Origin of the sequence: Snodgrassella alvi wkB2 (genome assembly GCF_000600005.1) — a bacterium.
Taxonomy (GTDB): Bacteria; Pseudomonadota; Gammaproteobacteria; order Burkholderiales; family Neisseriaceae; genus Snodgrassella; species Snodgrassella alvi.
Genome location: NZ_CP007446.1, coordinates 236,121 through 257,417, shown reverse-complemented (window position 1 = coordinate 257,417; position 21,297 = coordinate 236,121). Strand labels below are relative to the sequence as shown.

The 21,297-nt window shown below is 42.3% G+C and carries 14 protein-coding genes; 3 read left to right on the top strand and 11 right to left on the bottom strand.

From position 1 onward, the window contains the following. Positions 1–148: 148 nt before the first annotated feature. Positions 149–5,326 (top strand): calcium-binding protein, encoded by a 5,178-nt coding sequence (locus SALWKB2_RS12620; protein WP_025329854.1) that lies wholly within the window; start codon positions 149–151, stop codon positions 5,324–5,326. A 283-nt stretch (positions 5,327–5,609) separates the two neighbouring features. On the opposite strand, the gene SALWKB2_RS01070 is transcribed toward SALWKB2_RS12620, so the two are convergent. Genes SALWKB2_RS01070 through cysT form a run of 3 tightly spaced genes read right to left on the bottom strand, consistent with a single transcriptional unit; the run spans position 5,610 to position 8,431 of the window. Next, positions 5,610–6,692, bottom strand: a complete 1,083-nt coding sequence (locus tag SALWKB2_RS01070; RefSeq protein WP_025329853.1) for a sulfate/molybdate ABC transporter ATP-binding protein — start codon at positions 6,690–6,692, stop codon at positions 5,610–5,612. Positions 6,693–6,722: 30 nt separating this feature from the next. Continuing rightward, positions 6,723–7,595: a sulfate ABC transporter permease subunit CysW gene (gene cysW, locus SALWKB2_RS01065; RefSeq protein ID WP_025329852.1), complete on the bottom strand. Its 873-nt coding sequence runs from the start codon at positions 7,593–7,595 to the stop codon at positions 6,723–6,725. After that, positions 7,595–8,431, bottom strand: coding sequence for a sulfate ABC transporter permease subunit CysT (cysT, locus tag SALWKB2_RS01060; RefSeq protein ID WP_025329851.1), 837 nt, complete (start codon positions 8,429–8,431; stop codon positions 7,595–7,597). The genes cysW and cysT overlap by 1 nt, the downstream gene beginning before the upstream one ends. A 364-nt stretch (positions 8,432–8,795) precedes the next feature. Between cysT and ppc the strand changes: the two genes are divergently transcribed. Together ppc and grpE are read left to right on the top strand one after the other, a co-directional pair. Further along, complete coding sequence (gene ppc, locus SALWKB2_RS01055) at positions 8,796–11,498, top strand: phosphoenolpyruvate carboxylase (protein ID WP_025329850.1); 2,703 nt, start codon at positions 8,796–8,798, stop codon at positions 11,496–11,498. A 264-nt stretch (positions 11,499–11,762) separates the two neighbouring features. Continuing rightward, positions 11,763–12,311: a nucleotide exchange factor GrpE gene (grpE, locus tag SALWKB2_RS01050; RefSeq protein WP_025329849.1), complete on the top strand. Its 549-nt coding sequence runs from the start codon at positions 11,763–11,765 to the stop codon at positions 12,309–12,311. 99 nt (positions 12,312–12,410) lie between these two features. Here the strand turns inward: grpE and SALWKB2_RS01045 are convergent, their stop codons facing one another. From SALWKB2_RS01045 to SALWKB2_RS01010, 8 genes are all read right to left on the bottom strand, one after another. Next, positions 12,411–13,166: an amino acid ABC transporter ATP-binding protein gene (locus SALWKB2_RS01045; protein WP_025329848.1), complete on the bottom strand. Its 756-nt coding sequence runs from the start codon at positions 13,164–13,166 to the stop codon at positions 12,411–12,413. Positions 13,167–13,170: 4 nt separating this feature from the next. Further along, on the bottom strand, positions 13,171–13,815 hold the full coding sequence (locus SALWKB2_RS01040; protein ID WP_025329847.1) for an amino acid ABC transporter permease: 645 nt from the start codon (positions 13,813–13,815) through the stop codon (positions 13,171–13,173). A 78-nt stretch (positions 13,816–13,893) separates the two neighbouring features. Beyond that, complete coding sequence (locus SALWKB2_RS01035) at positions 13,894–14,694, bottom strand: amino acid ABC transporter substrate-binding protein (RefSeq protein ID WP_025329846.1); 801 nt, start codon at positions 14,692–14,694, stop codon at positions 13,894–13,896. A 205-nt stretch (positions 14,695–14,899) separates the two neighbouring features. Continuing rightward, the gene (locus tag SALWKB2_RS01030) at positions 14,900–15,670 is read right to left on the bottom strand and encodes an ABC transporter ATP-binding protein (protein ID WP_025329845.1); all 771 of its coding nucleotides are present in this window, start codon (positions 15,668–15,670) and stop codon (positions 14,900–14,902) included. Between the two features lie 9 nt (positions 15,671–15,679). Beyond that, the gene (locus tag SALWKB2_RS01025) at positions 15,680–16,681 is read right to left on the bottom strand and encodes a FecCD family ABC transporter permease (RefSeq protein WP_025329844.1); all 1,002 of its coding nucleotides are present in this window, start codon (positions 16,679–16,681) and stop codon (positions 15,680–15,682) included. Positions 16,682–16,683: 2 nt separating this feature from the next. Beyond that, a complete protein-coding gene (locus tag SALWKB2_RS01020) occupies positions 16,684–17,472 on the bottom strand; it encodes a heme/hemin ABC transporter substrate-binding protein (protein WP_025329843.1) in 789 nt (262 codons plus the stop codon). 100 nt (positions 17,473–17,572) lie between these two features. Next, complete coding sequence (locus SALWKB2_RS01015; protein WP_025329842.1) at positions 17,573–18,613, bottom strand: hemin-degrading factor; 1,041 nt, start codon at positions 18,611–18,613, stop codon at positions 17,573–17,575. 77 nt (positions 18,614–18,690) lie between these two features. Next, positions 18,691–20,919 (bottom strand): TonB-dependent hemoglobin/transferrin/lactoferrin family receptor, encoded by a 2,229-nt coding sequence (locus SALWKB2_RS01010; protein WP_025329841.1) that lies wholly within the window; start codon positions 20,917–20,919, stop codon positions 18,691–18,693. Positions 20,920–21,297: the final 378 nt, after the last annotated feature.

Sequence of the window (21,297 nt, the reverse complement as noted above, 5' to 3'; positions counted from 1 at the left end):
TTATACAGAGTATATATACTCTCAGATTATGATACATAAAGCTTTGATTTATAATGATTAAAACTTAAATATCATAATCAGTGCTGATTCTGACTAGTCAGCAAACTTTATTTAAGAATATAAACTTTAATCAAGGAGATTCAGGATTATGGAAACTTTAAACAATTTATACAGACAGCAAAATAATTCCCAGCCAAGAACTGAAATAAACTCTCTGAAATCAGCAGCTTTTGCAGAAAGTCCTAATTCAGCAAACACTAATGGTCTTATTCAGGGTAATGACTGGGTAAAAGACAGGTACGTATTCAGAAACGGCCACGGACAGCATACTATCAGTGATCAGGGATATGATAGTTCTGACTCTTATTGGCAACAACAACGCAATGATATTGTTTTTGAAAATATCAATTCCGCTGAGGCATTATTTAAACGCTCCGGTAATAATCTGATTATCTACACTAATAACTCCAGAGATTCTGTTATCTTAAATGATTATTTTGACTATAATAAAAACAGCCGCGCTTTTAACTTCATTTTCAATGATAAAACGATAACCTACGAAAATCTGAAGAGCGATTATACCTTTAGTGTAAACGGCGATTATAATGACAATATCATTAATGGCTGGCAGGGTAAAGATCTTCTTTATGGAGGTGACGGTAACGATACTCTTAACGGCAATGATGGAGATGATACTCTCTACGGCGAAGCCGGCAATGATATCTTAAATGGTGGTAATGGTAACGACACCCTTTATGGCGGTACCGGTAATGATACGCTGAATGGAGCTGATGGCGACGATATTATCAACGGCGATGATGGAGACGATATTCTCTATGGCGATGCCGGTAATGATCAGCTCAATGGCGGTTACGGCAACGATACCCTGAACGGAGGTAATGGCAACGATATTCTTAATGGTGATGGTGGAGATGATATTCTCTACGGCGATGCCGGTAATGATGTGCTTAATGGCGGTTACGGCAATGATACGATAACTGGCGGCACTGGTTTTGATATTCTCAATGGTGGCTACGGTAACGATATTCTCAATGGCGGCGATTACGAAAAAGATCAGTATATCTTCCAGCGGGGACATGGGCAGGATGTTATCAATGATAAAGGAGATGATTACGCCATTTCTTACTTACAACAAAAGCGCAATGATCTGGTATTTCAGGGTGCCAATTCAGTAAATGCCCTATTTACCCGTGCCGGTAATGATCTGATTATCCGTGCCTACGGCACTACTGATTCCGTTACCTTGCCGGATTATTTTGATCTGAATAAAAGCAGCCGTGCCTTTAACTTTATCTTTGATGATAAAACCATCACTTACGAAAATCTCAAAACCGATTATGGTATTCCATCCAATGGTGATGCCGGTAACAATACCCTTATCGGCTGGGTAGGTAAGGATATTATGAACGGGGGTTATGGTAATGATGTTCTGTGGGGTAGAAATGGTGATGATATCCTGAATGGCGGCGATGGCAATGACGAACTCAACGGAGAAAACGGTGATGATATTCTTAATGGCGACTACGGTTGTGATACATTAAATGGTGGTGCCGGTAATGATATTCTTAATGGCGGAAATTTTGAAAAAGATCGTTACCTGTTCCAAAAAGGGCACGGACAGGACATTATTAACGATATGAGTAAACCTAATCAAACTTCTGCAATTAATGACCTTGTTTTTCAGGGTGCGAAATCTGCGGATGCTGTCTTTACCCGTTCTGGCAATAATCTGGTTATCAGTGCCTATGGCTCAAATGATTCTGTCACCTTAATTGATTATTTTGACTACATATTAGGCAGTGGCGCAAATAGTAAAATAGATAGTACATTAGACAGTCGCGCATTTAATTTTATCTTTGATGATAGAACGATCACTTATGAATATTTCAAAAATAATTACACCTTTACTGCTAATGGCAATGATCAAAATAATATTATTAGAGGCTGGGAAGGCAAAAATATTCTGAATGGTGGTGCCGGCAACGATACATTATATGGTGATGGTAGTAATGATATTCTTATCGGCGGGACGGGTAATGACATACTCTACGGAGGAGGCGGACAAAAAGACATTTTTCAGTTCGAAAAAGGACACGGACAAGACGTTATCTATAACGGATATACTACCGATAATACAGCAAACAGTTATGATCTTATCTTTAAAGTAGCCTATTCAGCAAATGCTGCATTCAGCCGGTATGGAGATAATTTGATTATCCATGCCTATGGTAGTGATGACTCCGTTACTATAATTAATTATTTCAATTGTAGCAATAAACAGGATTTTAATTTTATCTTTGATGATAAAACCATTAATTATCAATATATATTAAATAATTTTCCCCTTACTTTTATAGGTGATAGTCGTAGAAACTACGAAAATGGCTGGGAAGGCAAAAATATTTTGAATGGTGGTGGCGGTAATGATGTTCTATATGGAAATAAACAAGATGATATTTTAAACGGCGATGACGGCGATGACTATTTAAGTGGACAAGACGGTAACGATACGCTTAATGGAGGTGCTGGCAATGATAGATTAAATGGTGGTAATGGTTCAGATATTCTCAATGGTGGTGCCGGCAATGATATTCTTGATGGTGGCCACAATGAAAAAGACACTTATATATTTCAGCGCGGACACGGACAGGATATCATCCAAGAAAGTTATTATAGCAATCAATCTGTAGAGGTGAATGATGTTATATTCGAGGGAGTAAATTTTGCAAATGCAGTATTTACCCGTTCTGATAATAATCTGGTTATCCATGCCTATGGTAGCGATGATTCTGTTACTATAAATAATTATTTTTACAAAAATAGTTATCTTCCTAATAGTAATAGCCATGCTTATAATTTTATTTTTAATGACAAAATAATTACTTATTCCGACCTTGTTAATAACGATTACTCTTTTACTGCTATTGGTGATAATACCAATAACAAAATTGATGGCTGGGATGGTAAAAATATTCTTAGCGGCGGTGGCGGTAATGATTTTCTATATGGGCAAGACAAAGATGATGTTCTGAATGGAGATGATGGCGATGACGAACTCAATGGAGCAGGTGGTGACGATATACTTAATGGCGGTGATGGCGATGACAAATTATATGGAGGAAAAGGTTCTGATGTTCTGATCGGAGGTACAGGCAATGACATCCTAAACGGTGGTTATAATGAAAAAGACACTTACCTGTTTCAGTATGGTCACGGACAGGATATTATCAATGAAGGATACAATGGTAACCAGCCAGTATATGCTAATGACGTTATTTTTGAAGATGCCTATTCTAATGATGCTACTTTTACCCGTTCCGGGAACGATTTAGTCATACACGCTTATCACTCAGATGATTCTGTTACGCTAACTAATTATTTTACTGACGGTTCCAAACGAGCTTTTAATTTTATCTTTACTGATAAAACTATCGATTATGAATATCTTAAAAATAATTACACTTTTACGCCCACAGTGATTACTAATAAAACAATAGTGGGTACCGATAGTAACGATATTCTGAACGGAGGTGTGGGTAATGATACTCTATACGGGCTAAGTGGCAATGATACTCTGAACGGAAATGATGGCAGCGATATCTTATGGGGTGGATACGACAATGATATCCTGAATGGCGGTAACGGCAATGATACCTTATATGGCGATAGTGGTTATGACATACTGAATGGTGGCGCCGGTAATGATATTCTGAATGGAGGTGACAGAGAAAAAGACCGTTATCTGTTTCAACGCGGACACGGACAGGATACTATTAATGATACTGGATACTATAACTACTCAAATGAAGTCGATGATATTGTTTTTGAAGGTGCCAATTTTGCCGATGCAGTTTTTATCCGCTCCGGCAAAGATTTGATTGTTCGGGCTTATGGATCAGAGGATTCTGTTACTCTGACTGATTATTTCACTAACGGTCTAGCTAATGCTTTCAACTTTATTTTTAACGATAAATCCATTGATTATCAATATATCAAAAATAATTTTACTTTTACTGCAGATGGTGATGATACTGATAATACAATTAATGGCTGGAGAGACGGTAAAAATATTCTGAATGGCGGTGCCGGTAATGACATTCTGAACGGAGAAGATAAGGATGATGTCCTGAATGGCGGTGATGGCAACGATAGTTTGTATGGTAACAATGGCATCGACACCCTTAATGGTGGTGCCGGTAATGATTTTCTTGATGGTGGTGATTCCGCAGACCGTTATTTATTTCAGCGTGGACACGGGCAAGACATTATTGATGATAAATTTCTCACCAGCGATGTTAATGAAGTTGTTTTCCAAGGTGCTAAGTTTGCTGATGCCGTATTTACCAGCTCTGGCGAAAATCTGATTATTCATGCCTATGGTTCGAATGATTCTGTTACTATTAATGATTATTTCTATATTGACAGTTATAAACCAGCCAAAGCTTATAAATTCATTTTTGAAGATAGAATTATCACCTATCAAGATTTTCAGAATTATTATACCTATATTACCCATGGTGATAGCAGTAATGACACAATTAATGGCATTAATGGCTGGGAGGGCAAAAACATTATCAGTGGCGGTTATGGTAATGACAAGTTATATGGTCAAAACAAAGATGATATTCTGAATGGTGATGATGGTGATGACACATTACATGGTTGGAGCGGAAATGATATTCTGAATGGCGGTAATGGTGATGATTACCTATACGGAGATGGTGGATTTGATATACTGAATGGCGGTACCGGTAACGATTATCTGGATGGTGGTGATAGAAAAGATCGTTATCTGTTTCAGCGTGGTCACGGACAGGATATTATTGATGATAGGGGGAATGATATATCCAGTGAATATAATGATATTGTTTTTGAGGGAACAAATCTTACCAATGCTGTATTTAGCCGTTCCGGTTATGATCTGATCGTGCGGGCATATGGTACTGATGATTCTGTAACTTTGAGTAGATACTTTGATTCTAGTGCACGAGCCCATTCTTTCAACTTTATATTTGATGATAAAACCATCAGCTATCTAGATATTATTAAAGGAAATTACTTGTCTGCCCAAACCGGTAAATCCGGCTATGGTATAACTTCAAAAAGTTTACTTAACCGTGATTTATTGACCAGAAATTCTACTCCTGTAGCAAATGAAAGTCCGGCTGTAGCCAGTCAGGCTCAGCAACTGGCTTCGGCTATGTCCGGTTTTACCGCCAGACAGGATAGTTCTCTTTCCGGCATGCCAGATCAGATACAACAATTTGTTCAGCAAAATAATTTTGCTGCCTATTGGGGTAATTAAATCATAGATGATTTAATTAAAGCGGCTACCGAATATCATTTCGGTAGCCGTTTTTTATTTATTCAATATTTATTGTGATAATTTTTTTTGAATTATATCTTTATTGGTATTGATAGCTTAGCTGCCATTTAATTAATCTTTTTTTTGCAGATAAAAAATACCTACGATTAATATTTACTAACTTAAAATATTTGAAATTATATAAATAAAAACACATATATAACCGAGGCAGATTTTATTTTAATTTAATTATTTAAAGGCTTTCCGAATAAAATTAATCTAACTAAATCACGTAATCCACCATCTCCGGCAATCTGAACATAGTCAACCGCTGAGGTCTGAACCATACTGTCTGAGCCGGCTGCAATGACAGCGTACGAAACTCGGCCGGCGACAGCCATACCTGTATACGCTGATTATTATCCTCCCGGCGCAACCATAACCTTATTTGTGCACCGATAGCATGTATTTTTTCTACGCATGCACTGGCAATTATATTATCCTGAATATGAGTTAATACCTGTACTTCCTGAGGCCGGATATAAACAGCTACATTCTGACGGGCTTTTTCTCCTGTGGTAATAGGTTCATGATAATGCCCCAGACACAATTGTCCGTGTTCAATACAGGCATCTTCAAATACATTAACCTCACCCAGAAACTCGGTAACAAATACATTTTCAGGATTATCATACAAAGATGAGGCAGCTCCGCTTTGCTCAACTTTTCCCTGATTCATCACTACTATCTGCTCGGCCATTTCCAGCGCCTCTTCCTGATCATGTGTAACCAGTACACTGGTAATCCCCAGCTGATGATGAATTTCCAGCAGCCACTGGCGTAATTCCTTGCGCACCTTGGCATCCAGTGCACCAAACGGCTCATCCAGCAGCAGCAGCTTTGGTCTGGTAGCCAGAGCACGTGCCAGAGCAATACGCTGGCGCTGACCTCCGGATAGTTGCTGCGGATATACTTTAGCCAGCCAGTCAAGCTGCACCAGTTGTAATAATTCATGCACCCGGTCAGCTATTTCTGCTTTATTCGGGCGAATGCGTTTAGGCAGTACCTGTAAACCAAAAGCCACATTATCAAATACGGTCATATGTCTGAATAAGGCATAGTGCTGAAACATAAACCCGACCCGGCGCTCACGCACATGAAGATTACTGACCTCATCATCAGCAAAAAACAGCTCACCCGAATCTGCGCGTTCCAGCCCGGCAATGATGCGTAACAAGGTGGTTTTTCCACAGCCGGACGGACCAAGCAATGCCGTCAGTGAACCGGTTGGTACCTGCAGATTAATATTCTGCAAGGCTTGATAATCACCATAATATTTATTTAACTGTTTAATACGAATACTCATAATCGCTACCCAGCACGGTACTTTACTTATTCAGTCGCTTACTGCAATCTGCTCGCGCCGTGCATCTTTGAACAAACGTGTCTGCCGCCAGTCGAGATATTTCTGTAATACCAGCGTGCATAAAGCCAGCAAGGCCAGTAAACTGGAAACAGCAAATGCCCCTACCATGTTGTATTCGTTATACATCATCTCTACCAGTAAAGGCATTGTATTGGTTTCACCGCGGATATGGCCTGAAACCATGCTGACAGCCCCGAATTCACCCATTGCACGGGCATTAGTCAGAATAATGCCGTAAACCAGAGCCCATTTCAGATTGGGTAATGTGACACGCCAGAACATTTGCCAGCCACTGGCACCCAGTATCAGTGCAGCCTGTTCTTCACTACTTCCCTGAGCCTGCATTAAAGGGATGAGCTCACGCGCCACAAAAGGGAAGGTAACAAACAGAGTCGCCAGCACCATACCCGGTACTGCAAAAATAATCTGTATTCCATGTGTTTCCATCCAGCCACCGAACCAGCTGTTACTACCGAAGAGTAAAACAAACATCAGACCCGCCACGACCGGTGAGACTGCAAATGGCAGATCCAGCAAGGTTGTCCATAACTGTTTACCACGAAATGAAAAATGGGTTAACAACCAGGCCATTGCCACACCCAGTATCACATTCACCGGCACAACAATAACAGTAATCAGCAAGGACAAACGAATAGCTGAGAGTGCCTCTTCATCAGTCAAAGCAGCCAGATACAATTGCCAACCCTTTGCCAGCGCAAAACTGAATACCGATAACAGCGGCAAAAGTAACAGCAAACCCAGACACAGCAGCGTTATGCTTATCAGCAAGTAGCGCAGCCAGCGCGGTTCGGTAAGCAACTCATTGGTTTTAACTGTGCTCATCAGTATCGTCCCTGCATACGCCGGCTCAGACGCCATTGCCATAAATTCAGCATAAACAAAATGGTAAAGGAAATTATTAGCATAAATAATGCGACTGCTGCCGCTGCAGGCAAATCAAACAATTCAAATTTACTGACAATAATCAGCGGCAGAATTTCTGATTTAAATGGCACATTACCGGCAATAAAAATTACGGAACCGTATTCTCCGGTAGCGCGTGCAAAAGCCATACCTGCCCCCATTACCAGTGCCGGTAAAACTTCCGGCAGCAGCACCCTGAATACAATGGTTAATCTGGAAGCACCCAGAATAGCCGCAGCTTCTTCATATTCTCCTGATAATTCTGCCAGCACCGGCTGTACTGCGCGTACGACGAATGGCAGGCTTACCAGCAACAATGCCAGCCAGATACCTGCCGGTGTAAATGCTATCTGCAATCCAAACCGAGTTAATAACGCACCTATCCACCCTGTAGGTGCATATAAGGTAGCCAAAGCCACCCCTGTTACTGCAGTAGGTAAAGCAAACGGCAAATCCACCAATGCATTAACCAGATCCTTACCCCAGAAGTGGTAACGTACCAATACCCATGCCACCAAAGTTCCCAGCAGTACACTGGCCAGCATTGCCAGTAAAGACATTTTCAAAGTCAGCCATACCGCAGCAAGTGTCCTTGGTTCAGAAATAACTTGTATAAAACCATGCCAGCCCAGATCAGTAACAGTCCATACCAGCATCGTAAATGGCAACAGCACCAGTACTGACAGCGATAACACACTTATGCCGAGACTAAGCGAAAAACCGGGCAGTACAGATGGCTGTTTTAAAAACAGCATAACCTTCTCTCCCACAGACCTGGCAGGCACAAACAATACCGGTAGCTGTATCAGAAACACCGGCACACATTGGAAGCATCCTGTTCGGGCTATGTTCCAAGCGCAAAATACCAACCACAACAAGAAAATGATTAATAAGTCAAAAAAACAGAATGTAAAAAACAAATTCCATCATTCTGTTAAATCAGAATCAGCCAACAATATAAAAGGCTGTTCGGGTGATTGAGAAAGAATATATTTTTGTAACCTAAGAAGCTGAGGTTATAACTCTGATCGAATCAGTAGTATTGCCCGTATCATCACCACGTAATATCATGGACTCAGGTTATCAATATAAACACAAGTCTGCAAAAGCGAGAACACAATGCCAACATCACTTCTGGACGAGCGTAAAGATGCGCCCCTGTCGGCAGATATCAAATTCCTGACTGAAGCACTATTTAACGTCCTGCAAAATGAAACCACAGCTACTGTACAAACTGTATTGCGCCAGCTCCTCAGTGGTAATCAGCCACAAACCATCATTCAACAGGTGGTGCCCACTCTGGATTTACAACAACAGCAAGATTTGATTCGCGCATGCAGCCTGTTTGCACAAGTACTGAATATTGCCGAAGATGCCCACCATGAACGGCGGCGACAGGCATATGAAAATGACAGACAGCATCCCGGACGCACCAGTTTTACTCATGTTATCAACCAGATTCAGCAACAGCAGATTAGTGCTGCGCAACTGGAACAGATTTTGCAGCAAACCAGTATCAGTGCAGTGCTAACCGCTCATCCGACTGAAGTACAGCGCCAGTGCATTCTGTGCTTTCAGCGTCATATCCGCACCATTCTCAGTGAATACGACCATTCTGATCATCACTATAACGAACAGCTAAAGCAACAGGCTGAAACTATTCTGCTGGCCTTATGGCAGACTGATGAAACGCGCCATTTCAAAATCAGCGTAAGTGATGAAATTTATAATAGCGTTAACTATTTTCCATTGAGTTTTTTTAAAGCGGTACCAGCTCTTTACCGCAAACTGCAACAGCAGCTCACCAGCGCGTATCCGCAAATAACTCTTCCTGATGTACTCAGTATCGGTGGCTGGGTTGGCGGAGATCGTGACGGTAATCCGTATGTTAATGCAGATACTTTACAGGAAGCTTTCATCTTTCAGGGTGACACTTTGTTAAAGCATTATCATCAATGTCTGGATGAGCTGCACCAGCTGCTGCCGCTTTCTTCTCGTCGCGTTCAGATTGACAGCAGCGTGTATCATATGGCCGAGCAGTCACCAGATACCGCAACGGCTCATAGCGAAGAACCATACCGCCGTGCTCTTACCTATATACAGGCACGCCTGAATGCTACCTCCCGGCAACTGAATATTGCTCCACACAACCAGCATCATGGTCTGCCTCCATATAAACAACCGGCGGAACTTTTGCAGGAGCTTAATAATATAGCCAGCTCTCTACAACAAAATGGCAGTGCCCTGCTCACACAAGGCAAACTGGCGGACCTGATTCGTTCTGTTTCCCTGTTCGGTTTTCATCTGATGTCCATCGACTTGCGTCAGCATGCAGCCAAACATGCCGAAGTTGTAGCCGAGCTGTTTACACACGCCGGTCTTGAAACATTTGAGACATTAAGTGAAGCAGCCAAACAGCGCGTTCTGTTACGTGAATTAAGCACCCAGCGCCCGCTATACAGCCCTTATATTCAGTATAGTCCGCACACCATGCGTGAGCTGGCTATATTCCAGACTGCGGCGAATATTAAAAATAACTATGGTGAAAGCGCTATCAATCAGTGCATTATTTCTAACGCCGAAACCGTTAGCGATATATTGGTGGTAGCGTTATTGCTGAAAGAAACCGGTTTACTCAGCATCAGTAATGAGAAACCGACCAGCCGGATTAATATTGTTCCTCTGTTTGAGACCATTGATGCCTTGCATAATTGCATCAGTATTATGGATAAATTGTTTAATCTGCCCTGGTATCGTGCTTTTTTGCGTAGTCGTGATAACCTGCAGGAAATTATGCTGGGCTACTCCGACAGTAATAAAGACGGTGGTTATGTAACCAGCCAGTGGTCACTTTATCAGGCTGAGTCGAGACTGGTACAACTGTTTGGTCAGCACCATATCCGTCTGCGCCTGTTTCATGGCCGCGGTGGCAGTGTCGGTCGCGGTGGCGGACCCTCATTCGACGCAATCATGGCACAGCCGGCTGGCAGCGTAGCCGGACAAATACGCATTACTGAACAAGGAGAAGTTATTACTGCCAAATATGCTGATCCGACCAATGCAGAACGTAATCTTGAAGCACTCATTGCTGCTACTCTTGAAGCTACTGTTTTACCCATGCACAACAGCGAGCCTGACAGCGAGCTGATGAATGCATTGTCTGCCAGCGCATTCACACATTACCGGCAATTAATTACCTTCCCAGGCTTTATTGATTATTTTCTGCAAACCAGCCCGATTCAGGAAATTGCGAGCCTGAATATTGGCAGCCGCCCCGCCAGCCGGAAAACCCTGGCTAAAATTCAGGACTTACGCGCCATACCATGGGTATTTTCATGGACCCAGAACCGCCTGATGCTGCCGGCCTGGTACGGTTTCGGTAGTGCAGTAGCGGAACTGATTGAACAGGACAGCACCAATCTGCAACGCTTACAGCAGCAGGTTAAAAACAGTCCGTTTTTTCAAACCATGCTTTCCAACATGGATCAAGTCATGGCCAAAGCCGATCTCACTATTGCTGAGGCTTATGTAGATCTTGCCAGTGATCAGCAAGCTGCCAGAACCATTTACACCATGCTTTCTGAAGAGTTTGAACGCAGCCGACAGGCTTTGCTTAATATTTTGCAACGTCAGCATTATCTGAGTGATAACCGCACTCTGGCACGTTCTCTGGCCTTGCGTATTCCCTATCTGAATGCACTTAACTGGTTGCAGATACATCTGCTGCAACAATTACGCCAGCAGCCGGATAATAGTGAGATACTCCAGCTCATCCATCTGACAATTAATGGTATTGCACAAGGGTTGCGTAATACCGGCTAGATATTATCCTGTTTTGCGGACAGTATTTCTATTCTGTCCGCTCATCACCAGTACATATAACTTGAATTTTTCCAATGAAATATTTACTTTTATGTCCAAAATAAAATACTTGGATATTGATATATAAATATATTTAATTTTTATAAAAATCAACTCATTAAAATTAATAAATAAAAGTAATTACAAATCTGTTACAGTCGCTTGAAATCGATATACAACGACCCAATTTAATCAAATAACTTACCCTTTTGCAGAGGAAAAAATATGCAACCGGAAAACAATACCGAAAACGAAACACAGGTTAATGATAATACCGAAACCACAGAACCAATTGTCGCTCCTGAAGCTACCGTAGAAGAGTTACAGGAACGTATTAGCGAACTTGAAGGACAACTCAAAGACGAACAGTTACGTTCACTCGCCAATGAACAAAATCTGCGCAGACGTCATCAGGATGAACTGGAAAGCGCACACAAATTTGCCGGACAGAAATTTGCCAGTGCCATGCTACCAGTTAAAGATTATCTGGAAATGGCTCTGCAAGATCAAAGCGGTAACTTTGACGCACTGAAAATGGGCGTACAAATGACGCTGACCGAATTACAAAAAGCTTTCGATCAGTCTAATATTAAAGAGATCGATCCCAAAGCCGGCGACAAACTTGATCCGCACCGTCATCAGGCCTTGCAAAGTGTAGAAAGTGAACAAGAACCCAATACAGTAGTTTCGGTAATGAAAAAAGGTTATACCCTGTCCGACCGTGTATTACGCCCTGCTATGGTAACCGTAGCTAAAGCTGCTGATACAGAATAAACTGTATTTTCTAAAAACCATCAGACACACTTGTGTTCTGATGGTTTTATATATAACGATTTTATATTTATTCAATAAATTAACATCTATAAAATATTTTTACTTCAGCATCGAGCTCAAAAACTCCTGTGTTCGTGTATGCTGAGGATTAGCAAAAAAGCTGCTGGCTTCACCAGCCTCAACAATCACACCCTTATCCATAAACAACACCTTATCAGCCACCTCACGAGCAAAACCCATTTCATGAGTGACCACAACCATAGTCATTCTGTCTTCAGCTAGTTGCTGCATCGTTTTCAATACTTCGCCGGTTAATTCAGGATCAAGCGCTGAAGTAGGTTCATCAAACAGCATAATTTGCGGCTGCATAGCCAGTGCACGGGCAATAGCAACCCGCTGTTTTTGTCCGCCGGATAATTGAGACGGATAATAATCCTGTTTATTAGCCAGACCAACCTTGCGCAACAACTCCTGTGCCAGCGGAACAATCTCATCACGCTTCATTTTTTTCACAGTTATTGGTGCTTCAATGATATTTTGTAATACGGTCATGTGCGGAAACAGATTGAACTGCTGAAAAACCATACCCATCCGAGTACAGATTTTTTTTATCAGACCTTCAGATACATAATGGGCACGATTGTGGATATTGTTCTGTACCAGAAAATCATTTTCAATGGCAATACTGCCCGCATCTATCTTTTCCAGATAATTCAGACAACGCAATAATGTAGATTTGCCTGAACCGGAAGAACCGATAATGGCAACTACTTCTGAGCGTGCTACCTGAATATCGACGCCTTTGAGTACTTCAGTATTACCAAAAGCCTTATAAATACCGCGGGCATCTATCATTAAATCAGTCGTCGTAGCGTGCATAGCGTTTCTCCATTTTCTGGAAGCCCCAGGTCAGAATTAGGGTCATAATCAGGTAGAATGCAGCCGCCACAAAAAACGGCATCAGATTAAATTCACGCTGTACCAGCTGATAAGTTACCCGCATCACATCCTGTAATGCCAGCACATATACCAGCGATGTATCTTTAACCAGTGTAATCGTTTCATTGCTTAACGGCGGCAGAATTTTTTTCCACATTTGTGGTAAAACAATACGACGCATGGTTTGGCCGTAGCTCATCCCTAATGTCTTTGCTGCTTCATACTGTCCCTTACCTACCCCCTGAATTCCGGCACGGAAAATCTCTGCAAAATAAGCAGCATAGTTAAGCACAAACGCTACTACCGCTGTAGTATATGCCGGCAGTAAAATATTTACTGCCGGTAAAGCAAAGTAAATAAAGAAAATCTGCAACATTAAAGGTGTGCCGCGCATCACCCAGATATAAAAATTAACAATATAATCCAGCGCCCTGATTTCGGAAAGGCGCAATAATGCCAATACCAACCCTAACGGAATAGACAGTAATAGAGTAATGGCAAACAGGCTCAGAGTAATTTTTGCTCCTGTCCAGAGTTCAGGCAGCATATTTAACACATAATTCATGTGTATTCCTTAAAACAACAATAACGCTGCCTGAATAAATTCTATTCAGGCAGCGTTGATTCCAAAGTAAAACAACATTTATTTAATGATGTCTTTACCGAACCATTTCGTAGCAATTTTAGCAGATGTACCGTCTGCTTTCATACTATCCAGAGCCCCTTGAATTTTTTGCTCCAGAGCCTGATCATCTTTACGGAAAGCAACAGCATATTGCTCCGTACCAAAATTATCACCTAATACTTTATATTCATTAGGTTTTTTTGAAACATAATAGCGACCGACTACTTCATCTACAACCAGTGCATCTACACGTTTGGCGGATACATCCATTAATGCTGTCACATTATCTGCATATTTCTTCAATTCTTTGAATGATTTGGCTGTATTCTGATCAGCTTCTACTGCATCAACAGCACTACTGCCATCTTGAACCGCCACAATTTTACCATTCAGATCAGCTTTAGTATTAATTCCGCTATCGGGACGGACAACAATAATCTGATGATTGTCCATATACGGTTTGGATAATAATAATTGCTGCTGCCGCTGTGGAGTAATGGTTAATCCGTTCCACAGCATATCAACACGTTTACTGTTAAGCTCCGATTCTTTGGCACTCCAGTCGATTGGCTTAAGCTCAACATTCAGGCCGGCACGCTTGGCTGCTTCACGAGCCATATCAATATCGAAACCAACCAACTCATTTTTTTCATTACGAAAGCCCATAGGCGGAAAGCTGTCATCCAGCCCCATTACTACCTTTTGACCTGTACTCTCACCGGAGCTGGAAGCAGTACCTGAGGCAGATTCACCACCACAGGCAGCTAACGCCACCGCAACTACAGAACCAAATAAAAAATTACGTATGGCGTTTTGCATATATAAAGTTCCTGATTTAAAGGTATTAGATAATTGTGTCATACACACTATACCGGAATTTTTTAACACTTTCATCTGCCGGCAATCAGGTATTTACTGCAAATACCAGAACACATAGCAAACAAATACCAAGTTATTATTGGTCATTTTATCTCTGATTCAGCATGAACCGTGCTGATACTAACCATGGAGATTCATTGTGATATTATGCGGCAGCCGAATGCAACGCTTGATGGTTCATACGAAAAAACAGTTTACCATCCTCTTCAATACGCCGGATGGGCCATTGATATACTTCACTCAGCAAAGCAGATTGCATAACATCCTGAGGTGTTCCTGAAGCAACTATCTGTCCTTCATTCATTAATACAATAAAATCAGAATGATTTGCTGCCATAGTTAAATCATGGAGTACCATAACAACAGAAAAATCATCGTGATGCTCATGTAAATAATGCATCAGTTGGTGCTGATGACGAATATCCAGATGATTACATGGTTCATCAAGCAGTAGTAATGGTGCATTCTGAAGCAGCGCACGTACTACATTAGCACGCTGCTGTTCACCTCCGGATAAACTGCCTATGCGTTGCTGTGCCAGTGTGCACAAGTCGAAAACATCAAGTAACTGCTGGAGCTTTGCTGCGGGTGCCCGGGCTTTCTTAAACCAACCGCCCTGAGGAGAGCAGCCAAGCTGTACATACTCAACTACCGTAAGCGGCAAATTATATTGTCCGTGCTGACCCACCCATGCAATCTGCCGGCGCTTTAAACTATTGTCAACCGGTTCTCCAAATAATTTGACACCGGCACCATGCAGGCCTAACAGTGCACGCAGTAAAGTTGACTTACCTGCACCATTCGGCCCGATAATACTGATATGCTGATTGGCCGGTAAATCAAGTTGTGGTACCGATAAAATACAACGGCCACGTGGTTGTACATGTACATTGCGAATGGTAAATAAATTTTCCATATCCAGATCCTAGCGACGCAATGGCTGTAAAAACAACCACAGGAAAAATGGTCCGCCAAGTAAAGAAATTACAATACCCACAGGCAAATCAACCGGATAACTCAGCCAGCGCGATACACTGTCTACCAGCAGCAAAAATATTGCTCCCAGCCAGGCAGATAACAGAATAATTTTACGCCGGCTACCGCCACGATTACGGGCAACCACATTCGGTACCATCATACCCAGAAAACCAATAATACCGGCCATTGATACCGCTGCTCCGGTTAATAGAGCTGAGCCTATCACTGCCCATATTCGGGTACTCCCGACAGCAACACCCATACTAATGGCTGTTTCTTCTCCCAGCATCAGAATATCCAGTCGCCTGCCCACTGCCACCAGAACACACAACCCCAGCAGCATTACTACCAGAGCATACCATGGTGAAGTAAAACCAGATTCAGCCAAACTGCCAGCCAGCCAGCTGGTTGCACTGCGTAAAACCATATCATCCGACATAAACAGAATCATGCTTACCAATGCACCACAAAAGGCACTGATAACAAAACCCATCACCAGTAGCCCCAATGTTCCTCCGCCTAGTAGACGATGTACCGTCAGAATCAGAACACATACCAGCAAAGCCCCCAGAAACGCAGCCATTGGTACTGTTACTGCACCCCAGCCACCCGCCAGGACGGCAATAACCCCCAGTGCGGCACCACCGGAAGTACCTATCAGGCTCGGATCCGCCAGCGGATTATCAAATAATGCCTGCAATGCAGCACCAGAAGCGGCCAGTGCGGCACCCACTATCAGCGCGACCAGTACTCGCGGCAGCCGGATACCTAGTGTTATCTCATCCATGGATTGCGGCCATTGCCAGCCACCCATACCCAGTCCCAGACAAAACCAGCTCAACAGTAAACTGAATAATATAGCGGCGATAAACCAAACCAATTTAGGCCAGAACGCACTTTTCACCCTATTGTGATCAGGCGTACCGGCCGTTTGCTGCACTTGCGTCATAATTATTGTGCCAGTTTATAAAGTTTAGGAATAACCTGCGGAGTATTCAGGCCATAACGAAAAATATCATTTGACGGCATAAAATAGATTTTCTTTTGTTTTGCGGCTGGAGAAGCAGCAATTTCCGGTCGTTTAATCAAGCCCTGCACGCCGCCTGTCAGTTTTTGGTTACGTTCGGCAATCAGAATGATATCCGGTTTCGCGGCCAGCCATGCCTCGCGTGACATCGGTTTCATACCTTCAATAGCAGCGGCTGCATTAATACCACCAGCCCGCCTGATGAGTTCATCCGCAGCAGTACCCCGGCCGGAAACATAACGACCATCATAGCTAATCAGATAGCGCTTACCGGTTTTTGGCATCTGTTTCACCTGACTGAGCCAGCGATCTGCCAATGCATTGGCTTCTTTACTCTTACCAATAAGCTGTCCGATCTGGCGAATACCGGCCGCATAGCCATTAATATCATCCTTTGGCGCAACATTCACCGCTTTAACACCTACCCGGTTCAGATTGGCGTAAATACTGGTTGGCTGAGCCATCCACGAACCCAGAACAAGAGTTGGTTTTCTAGCCGCAATCGGTTCCACACTCAGCCCGTGAAACAAGCCGATACTGGGCACATTCTTTAAAGCCGGATTAGTAGAAGCCCTCTCGCGCCCTACTACTTCTTTAGCACTACCCAACTCCACCACAATATCTGCCACATCAGGCGTCAGCGTAACAATACGAGCAGCAAACGCAAATGGAAAAGCAGCGCACATAGCCGCTGCCAACAGTAATTTTTTCATAATCCACCCTTTAATTACTCATATTACAATGGCAGATATCCATATTCCTAGTAATTTATGATTTCACCATAACTACAAAATGCATATCTGCCCCGGCTACTTAGCCTGCTAACAAGCCATCCATCAGCTGATGCCATGATTGCATTTCATCATTACCTTCTTCACGGCGACCAAAAATCTGCACCACAGTTTGACGATTTTTGTCAAAACCTTCTATGCAGGTCACATAACCTTCACTAATCGGACGACGTACCACCCAGGTTTCTACAATATCACTATCACGCAGATGTAAATCAAAGCCTTCTTCCGGTACTTTAGCATCCAGTACATTCAGATAACCATGTGAGCGTACTACATTGTGTAGTTTACCGGTCTGAATCTGCACTAAACCACGATTACCGACAAATACCATAATTTCCAGATTATTTGCCTGAACATACTGCAGAACTTCTTCCCATACACTGCAATCGACCTGCTTAGTGCTGCCTGCCGGTGCATGACGGTAAGACTGCTGGCGGTCAATTTTAAAAGTCTCCAGCAAACCACCAAAATGATGTACATCTTTCAGCTCATTCCAGCGCTCCTGAAAGGCCTGCTCGCGCTCTGGTGACAATGGTTCCGGTATCGTTACATTAATTTCCGGTGCCGGCAGAAATTCCGGTTTGCCACTGGTTGCGAATTCATCAATCAGAGCCTGCCATGCGTCCAGTTTAGTTTCATCACGCATGAAAACTTTTTCAATACTCATGCCGTATTCGTCATAAAACTGAATCGAACGCATGGTTCTTTCACCAATCACCACAGTTGTAGCGATAGCATGATGCCAGTTATGCAGGAAAAAACGTAAATCCAACCCGCCCACATTCAGCGCCAGCCCTGTACGCGCAGTCAGCGTTACATGTTCATAAACACCAACTTTTTCATGTACTGCGGCATCATTACGCACCACACTCAAAACTTCTCCCAGGGTTTCCAGCTTAAGTACCAGATCGCGAATCCGGCTGCCCAGATAAACAGAGTCCGGAGCATCTGCCATTAATGCGCCTTCACTCACACCCAGATCAGCTGCTGCCTGACGCGGAAAGTACATTCCTCCTTCGACAGTTGCCTTTTTATCCAGATATTGTTGCCATAAACTCATGTCTCGTTCCTTTACAAAGTTATTATTGATAGTGATTTAGCAAATAATTCAGCTAATTATTTTAATTTCAGATTTATTTAAAAGGTGTAGCGCAACCCTACATTAAATGTCCGTCCCGGAGCTGAATAGAAATCAGCATTGTCTCTGGTTAACTTAGTCGCATTGCCGTCGCTTTGCCCAGAAGTGCCCGACTGACTGTTTACATTCGGCATCATGTAAGCAATATCTGCCCAGTTCCAGTATTTCTTATTAAAAACATTATTCACACCGGCACGGAAACTCAGATGCTTAGTTGGTTTCCAATAGCCACCCAAATCAACCAGCGCGTAATTTCTGGATGGATTATAGTAACTTGTTCCTTTTGGAACATTTTGAATGTCGCTATCATCTTTTTTCGCCACATAGGTTAAATCAACATTAGCTCCCCACACTTCCTTATCATAGGCAAGACCAAGTTTCACTTTAACCGGCATCACTGAGTTAAGCGGTCTGTCTACGCCTTCCTGGCGAATCGAGCCACGCGAATAGGCTATTGAACCATTTACTTTCCAGTCTGGCGCGAACTTCCAGCGTGCATATGCTTCACCGCCGTAAATATGTGCCTTACTGAAATTCTGTGCCTGCAATACCAGCGTCTGTTTACTGCCCGGACGGCTCCATACAGCATCAGCCGGTAGCTTCACCACATCAGAAATATTTACATAATCAATAAAGTTTTTATAGTGATTATCAAATCCGGCTATACCGTATTCAAAAACATCATTTTTACCGCGTAAACCAAGCTCAAAATTATTTGCAGTTTCCGCTTTTAGATTCGGATTACCCCAGGAACTGTAGTTTCCCGGATTCCATGAAGAAGCCAGCTGCTGAGAAGATGGCGCATTAAAACCACGGGCATACTGAAAATACGGTACCAGCAATGGAGTAATCTGATACGAAATACCCAGACGAGGTGTTAATGCACTTTGATGTTTTTTGCGCAATTCACCGATTTCACCATTGATTCCGGTTACAAAGCCATTGGAATTAGGCTTCATATTATAGTAAGCAGCCGATAAACCTGGACTGACAACCAAATTGCCCCATTGCAGATCTGCATCTATATACGCACTGGCCCGAATAGTAGTGTTATCGGCATTAGGCTTCGATCTGGCATAATATCCTTGCCAGTCACTAGTTAATTCATGGTGCGCAAAACTCAGACCATAGCGCCATTCCTGACTCAGACTACCTGTATCAAAATGCGATGACCAGTCTGTTGTCAATCCCCATACTTTATCTTTATTGGTAAAGTCAAAAACGCAACGATTATTCCGGTCAGGAACCATACTGGTACAACCTTTGACATAGTCACGCTGGGTACTTGAATCTGTTTTAGTCTGTTGCCAGTAAATCTGAGTTTTACCTGATTGAATCAATCCCTCATCACTGTGATAATCATGTCCCAGTGAAAACCGTGTTTTCTTGTTGTCATCTATACCGCGTACATCAGTATAGGTATTATTTACCTGAGACAATGAATCAGTCCACTGATTCCGGCTCAAATATTCAGCAGTAAAATTCAGGGTATTTTTGTCATTAATATCAAATTCGTGCTTAGTAAGAAAATACCGGCTATTGTGATCAACAGGGTCTGATTTAGTACGCAAAGCCCCTTTGCCGCCAATATTACCCCGGTTATCCACTTCATCACCTTTACGGTAAGTACCCAGTACCATTCCGCGCCAGCGGTCACTTCTCATTGCACCGACACCTGTTACCGCTGTAGATTTATCCACACTGTTATACTGAGTATCAATATAACCACCCTGATCTTTATCCTGCAAAATCTCATCAGGGGTAAGTGTGTGCATAGCAACAACACCGCCCAAACCAAAACCACGGGCATTTTTACTGATATCAACACTACTGAGCGCGGAAACATCCATAAAATTACCACGACCGAAAATCGCATACTGTCCCGTATGCTTCATTTCATTTGCTTCAGGCAACTCAATTCCATCAATGGTCATACCAACCCGGTTACCACTTAAACCACGAATATTGACACTGTCATTACCCTGTCGTGTACCCTGAGTATCCAATACCTCTACACCCGGAACATCTTTTAATGCCGTTTTTAAATCCACCGCACCTTGTTTCTTAATAGTATCTGCCTTGACTTTAGTATCTTTGAATACACTTGGCGTAACACGTTTACCCTCAACATGAATTGTTGGCAAATGAGCTTCGCCTTCGGCATAAACTACTGCAGGAAAGCCGATATAAGCTACAGCCAGCGCAATAATCTTGGGTGAGCGGCGCATATTAAGTTAACCCCTTTTGACACAAATTAATATAAAGATGCCGCATTGTAATCAATAATGATTCTTTTATACAAGTGAAAATAGGAATTATTCTTATTAATTTTAAGTCATATTTTTCTAATACTGCTCAGCTGCTTTTTACAGTATTCTTATAAATGACAGTAAGCATAAATATGTTTTAAATCCGGACAGATCGGCCTTGCAAAAATATAATTTTTTATTAATATAAAAACATTACTTTCTCATAATTATTCAAAATTACCTTTGTATGAAATTATACAAACTTTGATTTAGGTTATTTTATATTCTGAATTTATCTTTCAGAGTAATAAAAAATTTATTTTATCAATTATATTATCAAAATAAAATTTGCTAATT

Excerpts from the sequence above, each read along its gene's own strand:
- SALWKB2_RS01045 (WP_025329848.1), bottom strand. The coding sequence starts at position 13,166 with ATGATAGATGCCCGCGGTATTTATAAGGCTTTTGGTAATACTGAAGTA.
- SALWKB2_RS01015 (WP_025329842.1), bottom strand. The coding sequence starts at position 18,613 with ATGAGTTTATGGCAACAATATCTGGATAAAAAGGCAACTGTCGAAGGA.
- SALWKB2_RS01035 (WP_025329846.1), bottom strand. The coding sequence starts at position 14,694 with ATGCAAAACGCCATACGTAATTTTTTATTTGGTTCTGTAGTTGCGGTG.
- SALWKB2_RS12620 (WP_025329854.1), top strand. The coding sequence starts at position 149 with ATGGAAACTTTAAACAATTTATACAGACAGCAAAATAATTCCCAGCCA.
- grpE (WP_025329849.1), top strand. The coding sequence starts at position 11,763 with ATGCAACCGGAAAACAATACCGAAAACGAAACACAGGTTAATGATAAT.
- ppc (WP_025329850.1), top strand. The coding sequence starts at position 8,796 with ATGCCAACATCACTTCTGGACGAGCGTAAAGATGCGCCCCTGTCGGCA.
- SALWKB2_RS01020 (WP_025329843.1), bottom strand. The coding sequence starts at position 17,472 with ATGAAAAAATTACTGTTGGCAGCGGCTATGTGCGCTGCTTTTCCATTT.
- cysT (WP_025329851.1), bottom strand. The coding sequence starts at position 8,431 with ATGCTGTTTTTAAAACAGCCATCTGTACTGCCCGGTTTTTCGCTTAGT.
- SALWKB2_RS01040 (WP_025329847.1), bottom strand. The coding sequence starts at position 13,815 with ATGAATTATGTGTTAAATATGCTGCCTGAACTCTGGACAGGAGCAAAA.
- SALWKB2_RS01070 (WP_025329853.1), bottom strand. The coding sequence starts at position 6,692 with ATGAGTATTCGTATTAAACAGTTAAATAAATATTATGGTGATTATCAA.
- cysW (WP_025329852.1), bottom strand. The coding sequence starts at position 7,595 with ATGAGCACAGTTAAAACCAATGAGTTGCTTACCGAACCGCGCTGGCTG.
- SALWKB2_RS01025 (WP_025329844.1), bottom strand. The coding sequence starts at position 16,681 with ATGACGCAAGTGCAGCAAACGGCCGGTACGCCTGATCACAATAGGGTG.
- SALWKB2_RS01030 (WP_025329845.1), bottom strand. The coding sequence starts at position 15,670 with ATGGAAAATTTATTTACCATTCGCAATGTACATGTACAACCACGTGGC.
- SALWKB2_RS01010 (WP_025329841.1), bottom strand. The coding sequence starts at position 20,919 with ATGCGCCGCTCACCCAAGATTATTGCGCTGGCTGTAGCTTATATCGGC.